Source organism: Aquipuribacter hungaricus, from assembly GCF_037860755.1.
Classification (GTDB): Bacteria; Actinomycetota; Actinomycetes; order Actinomycetales; family JBBAYJ01; genus Aquipuribacter; species Aquipuribacter hungaricus.
Genome location: NZ_JBBEOI010000106.1, coordinates 1 through 11,857, shown reverse-complemented (window position 1 = coordinate 11,857; position 11,857 = coordinate 1). Strand labels below are relative to the sequence as shown.

General features: G+C 75.5%; 13 protein-coding genes. 8 read left to right on the top strand and 5 right to left on the bottom strand.

Annotation, left to right across the window (positions count from 1 at the left end):
* Both WCS02_RS11925 and WCS02_RS11920 read left to right on the top strand, forming a co-directional pair.
* Window positions 1-1,075: magnesium and cobalt transport protein CorA (locus WCS02_RS11925; RefSeq protein ID WP_340293373.1), on the top strand; the 1,075-nt coding region annotated here is incomplete at its 5' end.
* Between the two features lie 161 nt (window positions 1,076-1,236).
* Entirely contained in the window at window positions 1,237-3,216 is a 1,980-nt protein-coding gene (locus WCS02_RS11920; protein ID WP_340293370.1) for an APC family permease, read from the top strand.
* A 14-nt stretch (window positions 3,217-3,230) separates the two neighbouring features.
* On the opposite strand, the gene WCS02_RS11915 is transcribed toward WCS02_RS11920, so the two are convergent.
* A complete protein-coding gene (locus tag WCS02_RS11915) occupies window positions 3,231-4,148 on the bottom strand; it encodes a GNAT family N-acetyltransferase (protein ID WP_340293367.1) in 918 nt (305 codons plus the stop codon).
* 184 nt (window positions 4,149-4,332) lie between these two features.
* Window positions 4,333-5,175 (bottom strand): hypothetical protein, encoded by an 843-nt coding sequence (locus tag WCS02_RS11910; protein ID WP_340293364.1) that lies wholly within the window; start codon window positions 5,173-5,175, stop codon window positions 4,333-4,335.
* Between the two features lie 144 nt (window positions 5,176-5,319).
* Here WCS02_RS11910 and WCS02_RS11905 point away from each other — a divergent pair, with 144 nt between their 5' ends.
* Window positions 5,320-5,850 (top strand): peptidylprolyl isomerase, encoded by a 531-nt coding sequence (locus WCS02_RS11905; protein WP_340293362.1) that lies wholly within the window; start codon window positions 5,320-5,322, stop codon window positions 5,848-5,850.
* Between the two features lie 169 nt (window positions 5,851-6,019).
* Window positions 6,020-6,727 (top strand): rhomboid family intramembrane serine protease, encoded by a 708-nt coding sequence (locus tag WCS02_RS11900; protein WP_340293359.1) that lies wholly within the window; start codon window positions 6,020-6,022, stop codon window positions 6,725-6,727.
* 142 nt (window positions 6,728-6,869) lie between these two features.
* Here WCS02_RS11900 and WCS02_RS11895 read toward each other — a convergent pair whose 3' ends face one another.
* Window positions 6,870-7,136, bottom strand: coding sequence for a cell division protein CrgA (locus WCS02_RS11895; RefSeq protein WP_340293356.1), 267 nt, complete (start codon window positions 7,134-7,136; stop codon window positions 6,870-6,872).
* Window positions 7,137-7,233: 97 nt separating this feature from the next.
* Between WCS02_RS11895 and WCS02_RS11890 the strand changes: the two genes are divergently transcribed.
* Genes WCS02_RS11890 through WCS02_RS11875 form a run of 4 tightly spaced genes read left to right on the top strand, consistent with a single transcriptional unit; the run spans window position 7,234 to window position 9,682 of the window.
* Entirely contained in the window at window positions 7,234-8,049 is an 816-nt protein-coding gene (locus WCS02_RS11890) for a DUF881 domain-containing protein (RefSeq protein ID WP_340293354.1), read from the top strand.
* A gap of 16 nt (window positions 8,050-8,065) precedes the next feature.
* Window positions 8,066-8,806: a class E sortase gene (locus tag WCS02_RS11885; protein ID WP_340293352.1), complete on the top strand. Its 741-nt coding sequence runs from the start codon at window positions 8,066-8,068 to the stop codon at window positions 8,804-8,806.
* Window position 8,807: 1 nt separating this feature from the next.
* A complete protein-coding gene (locus tag WCS02_RS11880) occupies window positions 8,808-8,975 on the top strand; it encodes a hypothetical protein (protein ID WP_340293350.1) in 168 nt (55 codons plus the stop codon).
* Window positions 8,972-9,682: an aminodeoxychorismate/anthranilate synthase component II gene (locus tag WCS02_RS11875; protein ID WP_340293348.1), complete on the top strand. Its 711-nt coding sequence runs from the start codon at window positions 8,972-8,974 to the stop codon at window positions 9,680-9,682. The genes WCS02_RS11880 and WCS02_RS11875 overlap by 4 nt, the downstream gene beginning before the upstream one ends.
* Before the next feature lie 109 nt (window positions 9,683-9,791).
* On the opposite strand, the gene pknB is transcribed toward WCS02_RS11875, so the two are convergent.
* Window positions 9,792-11,666, bottom strand: a complete 1,875-nt coding sequence (gene pknB / locus WCS02_RS11870; protein ID WP_340293345.1) for a Stk1 family PASTA domain-containing Ser/Thr kinase — start codon at window positions 11,664-11,666, stop codon at window positions 9,792-9,794.
* Window positions 11,663-11,857, bottom strand: a 195-nt coding sequence (locus tag WCS02_RS11865; RefSeq protein ID WP_340293342.1) for a hypothetical protein, incomplete at its 5' end; no start/stop codon positions are given. The genes pknB and WCS02_RS11865, both read right to left, overlap by 4 nt.

The following is an 11,857-nucleotide window of genomic DNA, read 5'->3' as shown; positions in this document are numbered from 1 at the left end:
CGCGACCGCGCACGCCGTCGACCGGCCGCACGCCGCGCCCCGCCCGGACGCCGGCCCCACCGACGCGGAGCGGGCCGTCGGCGACTGTGCCGTCTACACACCCGACGGCCGCGTCGAGGGGCGCCTGCCGCTGCACGGGGCCGTGGCCAGCGCCGAGCAGCGCGGCGGCTTCGTCTGGGTCGGCGTCCAGCAGCCCAGCGCCGAGGAGTTCGCCGAGATCGCCGCGGTGTTCGGCCTGCCGGAGCTCGCGGTCGAGGACGCCGTCAAGGCCCACCAGCGCCCCAAGCTCGAGGTGTACGGCGACGTCCTCTTCGCCGTGCTCAAGCCGATCCGCTACGTCGACAGCGAGGAGGTCGTCGAGACGGCCGAGATCGCGGTCTTCGTCGGCCGCACCTTCGTCGTCACGGTGCGGCACGGGGTGAGCGACGTCCTCGCCGGGGTGCGCCGGGACCTCGACCAGGCGGGCCAGGGCCACGACCTGCTCGCCCACGGCCCCGCCGGCGTGCTGTACGCGGCGGCGGACCGGGTCGTCGACGCCTACGACGAGGTCGCCGACGCCATCGACATCGACATCGAGCAGATCGAGGGGCAGGTCTTCGGCGGCGACGAGGAGGACCACGCCCAGCGCATCTACAAGCTCAAGCGCGAGGTGCTCGAGTTCCGCCGTGCCGTCGCGCCGCTCGAGCGCCCGCTGCAGCGGCTCACCGAGACCGACGTCCCGCACGTCCCCGCCGCGCTCCGGCCGTTCTTCCGCGACGTCCACGACCACGCCGAACGGGCGGCCGAGCGGGTCGAGGGCCACGACCGGCTCCTCACCGACGTGCTGTCGGCCGACCTCGCGCAGGTGAGCGTCCGGCAGAACCGCACCGCGGTCCGGCAGAACGAGGACATGCGCAAGATCAGCGCGTGGGCCGCGATCGCCCTCGTCCCGACCGCCGTCGCCGGCATCTACGGCATGAACTTCCAGTACATGCCCGAGCTCGGCTGGCGGTTCGGGTACCCCGCGGTGCTGCTGCTCATCCTCGTCGTCTGCCTGGGCCTGGCCCGGCTGTTCCGCCGCAACGGCTGGCTCTGACCGCAGGCCGGCGGGCGGCCGTCCGCGGGCGTCCGGGGTCCTGACGACATCCGGACGGCCGGGGAGCTCAGGACGGCCCGGGGGGCGCCGACCACGGTGGCATCGTTGTCCGTCGGGCTGCGACAGCCGTCCCGACGCCCAGGTCCCCAGAGAGCCGGTCGATGATCACCTCGGACTGCTCGGCCATCCCGGTCAGCATCTCCACCGTCCAGCGCCACCGGGCCCCCGTCCACCGGCCCACCCGCTGGCTGCTCCGGCACCGGGTGCAGCCGGTCGGGCCGGAGAGCGCGGGCGGCCACGCGCCGCAGGCCTGGTGGAAGGTCATGTGCCTCACCGGCGTCGACTACTTCTCCACGCTGTCGTACCTGCCCGGGATCGCCGCGCTCGCCGCGGGCGCGCTGTCGCCGCTGGCCACGCTGTTCATCGTCGCCCTCACGCTGCTCGGCATGCTCCCGATGTACCGCCGGGTCGCCCACGAGAGCCCGGGCGGGCAGGGCTCGGTGGCCATGCTCGAGCGGCTGCTGTCGTTCTGGAAGGGCAAGCTCTTCGTCCTGGTGCTGCTCGGCTTCGTCGTCACCTCGTGGATCATCACGATCACGCTGTCCAGCGCCGACGCGACGGTGCACCTGCTGGAGAACCCGTACGCCCCGGAGGTGCTCGAGGGCCACGAGGTCGGCATCACGGTGGCGCTGCTGCTGGTGCTCGGCGGGGTGTTCCTGCTCGGCTTCACCGAGGCGGTCGTCGTGGCGATCCCGGTCGTCGGCGTGTTCCTGGCGCTCAACGCCGTCGTCGTCGTGGACGGCTTCGCGCGCATCGTCCGCGACCCCGCCACCGTCACGGGCTGGACGGAGCGACTCAGCGCCGGCGGCACGGGCGTCGGCGACGTCCTGCTCACCGCGGTGCTCGCGTTCCCCCTGCTCGTCCTCGGCCTGTCCGGCTTCGAGACCGGCGTGAGCATGATGCCGCTGCTCAAGGTGGACGGGGCGGACGCGGAGGAGCGGCTGGCCTCGCGGGTCCGCAACACCCGGAAGCTGCTCACGACCGCGGCGCTCATCATGAGCGTCTACCTGCTGGCGACGAGCACCGTCACCACGCTGCTCGTCCCGCCCGCGGAGTTCCAGCCGGGCGGCGAGGCCAACGGCCGCGCCCTGGCATACCTCGCCCATGAGAACCTGGGCACCGGGCTCGCCACCGCCTACGACGTGAGCAGCGTGCTCATCCTGTGGTTCGCGGGCGCGTCGGCGATGGCCGGCCTCATCAACATCGTGCCGCGGTACCTGCCGGGCTACGGGATGGCGCCGGAGTGGGCCACGGCGGTGCGTCCGGTGGTGCTCGTCTTCACCGGGCTGAGCATCCTCATCACGGTCGTCTTCGACGCCGACGTCGACGCGCAGGCCGGCGCCTACGCCACCGGCATCCTCGCGATGATGGTGTCGGCGGCCGTCGCCGTGACCATCTCCGCCGGGCGCAGCGGTCGCCGCCGGGCCACGGCCGCCTTCGCCGTCCTCACCCTCGTGCTGCTGTACGCGCTGGTGGAGAACGTCATCGAGGCCCCGGACGGGATCGCCATCTCCACCGGCTTCATCGCCGGGATCATCGTGGTCTCGCTCGTGTCGCGGGTCCTGCGGACGACCGAGCTGCGGGCGGACCGGGTCGAGCTCGACGAGACCGCCCGGCAGTGGGTGGCGGACTCGCTGCTGCACGACGGCGCGCTCAACATCGTCGGCAACCGGCGCGAGTCCGGGGACGGCGACGAGTACCGCGACAAGGAGCGCAGCCAGCGCGCGATCAACCCCCTCAGCGGCGTGGACGACGTGATCTTCCTCGAGATCGACGTGGTCGACCCGTCGAGCTTCAGCGACGTGCTGCGGGTGCACGGCGTCGAGGTGGACGGGCACCGGGTGCTGCGCGCCTGCAGCCCGGCCGCGCCCAACGCCATCGCGGCGATCCTGCTCGCGCTGCGCGACGCCACGGGGGTGCGCCCGCACGCCCACTTCCAGTGGACCGAGGGCAACCCCGTCGGCCACCTGCTGCGCTACCTGCTGCTGGGCCGCGGCGACACCCCGCCGGTCGTCCGCGAGATCCTCCGCGAGAACGAGCCGGACCCCGAGAGACGACCGCTGGTGCACGTCGGCGGCTGACCTGCCGAGGGCGCTCAGCCGCGCTGCACCACCCACTGGTCCTCGACGAGCACCGCCCCGCACCGCTGCAGCACCCGCGCAGAGGTCGAGCCGACCGAGGCGGTGACGCCGACGACGTCGCAGCCGGCCACGGCGGCGAGGCGCAGCCGATGGCGGACGAGCGCGGTCTGCACGCCCCGGCGCCGCGCGGACGGCACCGTGGCGGCGGCGCCGAGCCAGCCGGTGGTCGTGCCTTCGTCCTCGACCACGGTCAGCGAGCCGCAGCCGACGGGCCGGCCGTCGAGCAGCGCGAGCAGCTGGGTGGTCCCCCGGCACACCCGGTCCGCGGCCATGAACTCGTCGCTCGTCGACCGGTCGCCGCCGTCCGCCAGCGCCTCGGCCACCATGACGTCCGCCGCCGCGGCGGCCAGGCCCGGGTCGTCCCCGACCGCGACGACCTCGACGCGGTCGGCGGGCGGGGCGCCGGCTGTGACGCCGTCTTCTCTCGCAGCGTCTCCTGGGACGGCGTCGCCCGGAGGCGCCCCCGCCCGCAGCGCGTCCCCCGGCGGAGCACCCACCGTGACCGGACCGCTGGTCAGCGGGACCGCGAGCACCGAGCGGCACCACACCGGGGCGAACCCGGCCTCGCGGAGCGCCGCCGTCGTGGCCTCCGGCGCCCAGGACGACAGCTGCACGGCCGCGGGCACCCCGGCGGCGGCGCTCCGGTCGACGACGAGCGCGAGGTCGTCGGCGGACAACGGGCCCAGCGTCGACCCGACCGCCCGGTTGACGTAGCGCGCCGGCCCGGTGAGCACGAGCACGCCGCCCGCCAGGGGGACGGCGACCGGGACCGGGTCGCGCGAGCCGGTGGCGACCAGCGCGTCGACCAGGTGCGCGGTGGTCACCGCCTCGACGTGCTCGAGGCGCTCGACGAGGGCCCGGTCGACCAGCACGCGGGCACGGTAGCCGGACCGGGACCGCCGGTGGGCCGGCCGGACCGGGACCGCCGGCCCGCCGGGAGGACGGGGTCGCCGGCAGCCGCGCGGAGCCGGCCCCGACGCACGAGGGCGCCGCCCCCCGCGAGGAGGACGGCGCCCTGGGCGTGCGGTCGTGCGGGACTGCGGGTGGGTCAGGTGCTCAGGAGCGCGTGCCGCCGTCGTCGGTCACCGTGTGCTCGCCGGGGGCGATGTCGGCGATGTCGGTCTCGAGGATGTCGTCCGCGCCGGCGCCGGCCTCGTCGAGCGGGCCCGGGGTGACAGGCTCCACGGCGGAGGGGTTGACGGCCGGGCTCGCGTCGGACGGGGTCGTCGTGGGCTGCACCGGGGCCGGCGGGTACGTCGGGTACGGCTGCGCCCACGGGTCGGTGGTGTCGTCCTTGCGGCGCAGCAGCACGGCCACGACGGCGCCGAGGGCCGCGAACAGGCCCAGGAAGAGCACGAGGCGGCGGCCGCGGCGGGACCTGGCGACGACCTTGGGGCTGGCGACGGCGTCGCCCTTGAGCACCTGCACGGCACCGGCGCCACGCTCGCCCGCGGTGGCCTTGGCGGCGGCCGCGGCGGTCGCCGCGGTGCCGACGGTCTCCACGACCTTGGGCAGCCAGCCGTCGACGATCGTGTCGCGGGCGGTGTCCACGGCGGGGGCGATGCGGGTCGCGGCGGCCTCCACGCGGGGGGCGGCGTACTGGGCGGTGGCCTCGGCCGCGTGGCGCAGCTCCGCCTCGACCCGCTCGCCGGCCAGCTTGACCTTCGGCGCCGCGTAGTCGGTGGCGGCCTTGACGCGCGGTGCCGTGTAGTCGGCGGCGAGCCGGACCTTGGGCTCGGCCCAGCCTCGGGCCCCCACACGGAGCCGGGTCGCGGCCTCCGCGGCGGCACCGGCTGCGGCGGCAGCACGGGCAGCCGCACCGGCTGCGGCGGTCGCCTGCTCGGCGGCGCGGGCGGCTTCCTTCTCGGCCTTGCGCGCCTTGATGGTCGTCCTCGACATGGGCATCCTCCCGAGGTCGTCGTCGTGCACAGGACACGGTGCCCCGGCGGCCCATCCTGCCGGTCGCGGGCCCCGCGTGCACAGCCGTCGGCGGGTCACGCCCTCGCGTCCTGCGCTCCGCGCGGCGCCTGAGACACTGGGCGCATGCTTGCGACGCAGACTGCGACCATCCGCACGACCGCCGGTGACATCACGGTGGAGCTGTACGGCAACCACGCCCCCCGCACGGTGGCCAACTTCACCGGCCTCGCCAGCGGCGAGAAGGAGTGGACCGACCCGACCACGGGCGCCACCCGCACCGACCCGTTCTTCGACGGCCTGGCCTTCCACCGGGTCATCGACGGCTTCATGGTCCAGGGCGGCTGCCCCCTCGGCACCGGCACCGGCGGCCCGGGCTACACCTTCGACGACGAGATCTCCCCCGAGCTCACCTTCGGGGAGCCCTACCTGCTCGCCATGGCCAACGCCGGCAAGCGCATGGGCAAGGGCACCAACGGCTCCCAGTTCTTCATCACCGTGACGCCCACCCCGCACCTCCAGGGCAAGCACACGATCTTCGGCAAGGTCGTCGGCGCCGAGTCCCAGGCCGTCGTCGACGCGATCGCCACCACGGCCACCGACCAGCGTGACCGGCCCCTGCAGGACATCTCCATCACCGGTGTCGAGCTCTCCTGACGCCTCCGGGCCGGCCGGGACCGACGGTCCCGGCCGGCCCAGCGGGGCCCCTCCGGTCTGCCCCCGCCACCCCGACCGGGTCAGCTACGTCCGCTGCCAGCGCTGCGAGCGGCCGGTCTGCCCCGACTGCCAGCGCCCCGCCGCCGTCGGCGTGCACTGCGTCGACTGCGTGCGCGCCCAGCCGGCCGCCGCGGCCCGCACCGTCGCGGGCGCGCGCCTGGGCGGCGGCCGCCCCGTGGTCACCGAGGTCGTCCTGGGTGTCCTCGTCCTGGTCTACCTCGGTCAGCTGGCCGTGCCGCAGCTGACCGGCACCCTCGGCTTCGTCCCGATCCTGTCGCGCGCGGAGCCGTGGCGCTTCCTCACCGCGGGCCTCGTGCACTCCCCGGGGCTGCCCCTGCACCTGCTCCTCAACGGCTTCGCGCTGTGGAGCATCGGCCGGGAGGTCGAGCACGTGCTGGGCCGCTGGCGCTACGGGGTGCTGCTCGCGTTGGCCACCGTCGCCGGGTCCGTCGGCGTGCTGTGGCTCACCCGCGTCGCGCCCGGGGCGTGGGACGGGACCACGGTCGGCGCGTCCGGGGCCGTGTTCGGCCTGCTCGGCGCCGGCGTGCTGCTGGAGCACCGCCGCGGCCGACGGGTCGGCTCGCAGGTCGGCGTCCTCGTCGTCCTCGCGGCCGCCGGGTTCCTGCTGCCGGGCATCTCGTGGCAGGGCCACGTCGGCGGGCTGGTCGGCGGGCTCATGGTCGGCGCGGTCCTCGTCCTGGCCCCGCGGCGCCGGCGCACCCGCTGGCAGGTGCTCGGCCTCGTCGCCGTGGCCGGCGTGCTCGTCGGGGTGACGGTGCTGCGCTGGGCGCTCGTCGACCCGTCCGTCCTGCTCTGACCCGGTCGACGCCTCACGAGGGTCGCGGGCGGGTTATCCACACTGTGGATGACCGCTGGGGACAACTTCCACCCGTGTAGTTCCGCAGGTCAGGGCTCCGTCGGCCCGGGATCCCGGTGCTGGCCGGGCGGCGGGAGGACGGTCAGCGCCAGCGGGTGGTCATGAGGAAGCCGACCATGGCGATGGCGAAACCGATACCCAGGTTCCACAGACCGATGCCCGGCACCGGGTACGCCTGCTGGGTGATGTAGAACACGACGATCCAGACGAGCCCGACCACCATGAGCGCCACCATGACCGGCGCCCACCAGCGCGGGTTCGGCGTGGGGAGCGCGCCGGAGGAGGACACGCTGGACCCGGTCGAGGGGGTGGCGGACGCCGGCTTCTTGCGGCGGCGGGACTCGGGCACGGTGCGCTCCTCGGTCGACGGTGACCCGGGACGTCCCGGGCGCTCGCGCACAGGGTACGGCGGCGCGCACCCCGGACGAGGGGTGACAATGGCCGGGATGGAGCAGGAGAGCGGGCCGCACCCCGCCGAGCAGGGGACCGGGACGGGCGAGACCGTCGCGGAGGTCCCCGGTGCGCCGGTGCGCGGCACCCTGCTCTCCCGGCTCCGGCAGGGCCCCGGGGCCGGCGTCGCGCTCGTCCTCGGCGCCGCCGGCCTGCTGTTCGTCGCCTCCGGCAGCACCGCCCAGGGCACCGACCTGCGGGGGGACACCGCCGACCTGGCCAGCCTGGTCGGCGAGGAGCGCGACCGCGCCGCCCGCAGCACGACGCTCGTCGAGGGCCTGCGCGCCGAGGTCGCCTCGCTCGAGGAGGGGGCGCGCGGCGCCGACCCCGAGCTCGAGGCCACCGTGGTGCGGATGGGCGAGGCGGCCGGGATGCAGGCCGTCACCGGTCCCGCCGTGCGCGTGGTGCTCGACGACGCCGACCTCACCCGCGGCCGCGCGGCCCTGGCCCGCCCCGACGACCTCGTCGTCCACCAGGGCGACGTGCAGGCCGTGGTCAACGCGCTGTGGCTCGGCGGCGCGGAGGCGATGCAGCTCATGGACCAGCGCGTCATCTCCACCAGCGCCGTCCGCTGCATCGGCAACACCCTCAGCCTGCAGGGCCAGCCCTACTCCCCGCCGTACGTCATCACCGCCGTCGGCGACCCCGACGCCCTGCTCGCGGCCCTGGAGTCCTCCGAGGCGGTCGGGCGGTACGAGGCCGCGGTCGAGGCGTTCGGCCTGGGCTACGACGTCGACGCGGTCGAGCAGGCCGAGCTGCCCGCCTACTCCGGCCCGCTGGAGATGCGGTACGCCGAGGTCCGCACCACGTGACCCCCGCGGGTCCGGCGTGAGCGCCGTCCGGGTCGCGGTCGGCACCCTCGGCGAGCTGCTCGTCACCGCCGGCGTCCTCGTCCTGCTGTTCCTGGCCTGGCAGCTGTGGTGGACCGACGTGGTCGCCGAGCGCGCGCAGGAGCGCACGACGACCGCCCTGCTCGAGAGCTGGGACGCCGGCGCCCCCGCCGCCCCGGAGCCCGCCGGGCCTGCGCCGGCGCCCGGGCCGCCCGCCGCGCTGCAGGACCTCCCCGCGGAGGCCCTGGCCGTGCTGCGGGTGCCCGCGTTCGGCGACGGCTGGGTCCGTCCGGTCATCGAGGGCACCGGGACCGAGGTCCTCCAGCAGGGTGTCGGGCACTACACGGACGCGGCGATGCCGGGCGAGGTCGGCAACTTCGCGGTCGCCGGGCACCGCACGACGTACGGCGCCCCCTTCGGCCCGATCGCCGACCTGGTCGAGGGCGACCCCGTCGTCGTGGAGACGCCGACCGCGTTCCACGTCTACCGGGTGACCGGCAGCCAGGTGGTCCGTCCCCGAGACGTCGAGGTCATCGCGCCCGTGCCGGACCGGCCCGGCGAGACCCCGACCGAGGCCTGGCTCACCATGACCTCCTGCCACCCGATGTTCTCCGCGCGCGAGCGGTACGTCGTCCACGCGCTGCTGGAGTCGTCCACCCCCCGCCGGGACGGGCCGCCCGCGGTCCTGGCCGCCGCCGGCACAGGCACAGCCGCCGGCACGCAGACCGGGGCGGGCTGAGGTGTACGGCGCCCTGTGGCGGGCCCTGCCCGGCCCGACCGGTGTGCGGCTGCTGCTCGCGCTCCTGCTCGCGACCGCCGTCGTCGCAGCCTGCTTCGTGTGGCTGTTCCCGGCCGTGGCACCGTACGTGCCGTTCAACGACACCACCGTGGAGGACACCGCGCCATGAGCACCAGCCCCGACCCCGCCCGGCTCGACGGCAGCGACCCCACCGGACCCGACGCCACGGAGGGCGCCACCGCCGGTGCCGTCGGCCCGCGCGTCCTCGTCGTCGACAGCTACGACTCCTTCGTCTTCACCCTGGTCGCCTACCTGCGCCAGCTCGGCGCCCGGGTCGACGTGGTCCGGAACGACGAGGTCGGCCCCGAGCACATCGACGGCTACGACGGCGTCCTGCTGTCGCCGGGGCCCGGCACGCCCGGGGAGGCCGGCATCCTCGTGGCGGCGGTGCGCCGCGCCGCCGAGAACGGGCAGCCGCTGCTCGGCGTCTGCCTGGGCCACCAGGCGATCGCCGAGGCGTTCGGCGCCACCGTCACGCACGCGCCGGAGCTGCTGCACGGCAAGACCAGCCCCGTCCTGCACCAGGGCGACGGCGTCCTCGCCGGCCTGTCGTCGCCGTTCACCGCGACCCGCTACCACTCGCTGGCGGTCGTCGACGAGACCGTGCCGGACGAGCTGCGGGTGACCGGGCGCACCGGCGGCGGCGTGATCATGGCGCTGCAGCACACCTCGCTGCCGCTGTACGGCGTGCAGTTCCACCCCGAGTCGGTGCTCACCGAGGGCGGGCACCTGCTGCTGGCCAACTGGCTCGCCGTGCTGGGCGACACCGACGCGCCCGCCCGGGCCGAGGGGCTCAGCCCGCTCGTCGCCCGCTGACCCACGGACGACCGAGGCGCGCCGCCCCCGTGGGGACGGCGCGCCTCGTCGTGCTGGGCCGGCTCTGACTGCTCCGGAGGACCGGGCCGGACCCGGTCGGCCCGCCTCGTCAGCCGGTGGGCTCGCCGGAGGGCTCCGCGGACGGCTCGGCCGGCACGGAGGGCTCGACCGACGGCGGCGGCGTGAAGATCTCCGTGACCGTCTGCGGCGGGGGCGGCGGCGCGACGGCGAGCGTCAGCGTCACGGTCTCGCCGATGTCGAGGCGGCGGTTCTCGGTGCCGCCCTGCGCCAGGACGGTGCCCGGGGCCTCGGGGCTCTCCTCGTCCTGCGTGACGACCTCGAAGCCGGCCTCCTGCAGGGCGGCGATGGCGGCGGCCTGACCGAGGCCGACCACCTGGGGCACGGTGTTCTGCCCCGAGGCGAGGACGAGCGTGACGTCCGAGCCCTCCTCGACGGTCTCTCCGGCGGCCGGCGTGCTGCCGAGCACGAGCCCGCGCGCGGAGGTGGCGTCGTCGGCCTCCTCCGTCCCGGCGAAGGTGAGCCCGGCGGTGACCAGGGCATCCCGGGCCTCGGCCTGGGAGAGCCCGGTGAGGGGCGGGACCACGACCTGGTCGGGTCCCACGGCCACGGTGAGGGTGACCGGCGTGGTGACCGGGACCGTGGTGACGGCGTCCGACGGCGGCGGGTCCTGGGCGGTGACCACCCCGGACTCGGCGTCGGCCTCGGTGTCCTCGGTGACGGTGATGTCGGTGAACCCGGCCGCCTCGAGCTGGGCGCGGGCGTCGGCCTGCTGGAGCCCGACGACGTCGACCATGCGGACCTGCTCGACCTCGTCCTCGGGGCTGCCGCCCAGGAACGCGAACAGCAGCCCGGCGATGGCGGCCAGGGCGACGAGGACGAGGGCGACGTACAGCCAGGTCCGGTTCTTCTCCGGCTCGTCCTCGGGGCGGGCGCGCCGGTCGTCGAGCTCGCCGGGCCAGCCGGGGTCGGGCCCGACGACGGGGACAGGGGCGGTGCGAGGCATGCGGCTGGTCAGCGCGGAGGTGGCGGCCAGCGGGACCGCGGCGGCGGCCGCACCGCCGGCGGCGGCGGCGGCGGAGAACGCCTGGACGGGCAGGCCCGTGGCGACCCGGTCCAGGTCGGCGATGAAGGCCGAGGCGTCCTGGTAGCGGGCGTCGCGGGACTTGGCCAGGGCGTGGAGCACGACGGAGTCCAGGTCCGGCGGCACCTCGGGGTTGAGGCTGCTCGGCGGGCGGGGGGTCTCGCCGACGTGCTGGTAGGCCAGCGCGAGCGCGTTCTCCCCGACGAACGGCGGCCGGCCGGTGAGCAGCTCGAACAGCAGGCAGCCGGCGGAGTACAGGTCGGAGCGCTCGTCGACGGTCTCCCCGCGCGCCTGCTCGGGCGACAGGTACTGCGCGGTGCCCATGACGGCGTTGGTGCCGGTCATCGTGGCCGAGGTGTCCGCGATGGCCCGGGCGATGCCGAAGTCCATGACCTTGATCTCGCCGGCGTCGGTGACCATGACGTTCCCGGGCTTGATGTCCCGGTGGATGATCCCGCCGCGGTGGCTGTACTGCAGGGCGTCGAGCACGCCGACGGTGATGCGCATGGCGTCGTCGACGTCCAGCGGCGACGACTCCTGGAGGATCTGCTTGATCGTCCGGCCGTGGACCTGCTCCATGACGATGTACGGCTGCGGGGCGGGGGCGCCGTAGGGGTCCAGCGCCGTGTCCTCGCCGGTGTCGTACACCGACACGATCGCCGGGTGGTTGAGCGAGGCCGACGACTGCGCCTCGCGCTTGAAGCGGGCCTGGAACGAGGGGTCGCGGGCCAGGTCCGTGCGCAGCAGCTTGACCGCGACGCTGCGGCCGAGCCGGTTGTCGTGCGCCGACCACACCTCGGCCATGCCGCCGCGGCCGATCTGCTCGACGAGCTGGTAGCGCCCACCGACGAGCCGGGGCTGTCCTGTCGTCTGGTCCGTCATGTTCCGTCCTCGTGGTCCGTGGTCCCGGGGGAGCCTGTCACATCGTGCGCGGGGGGCCTCGCGGCTGCGGGGGCCGCGCCGGGGTCGTCCCCGGGGCTGCCGACCAGCCCGGCCTGCTGCAGCGCCGTGGCGAGCAGGAGCAGCGCGAGCAGGGCCAGCAGGGCCAGCGCCGGTGCCCGCAGCGGGGAGCG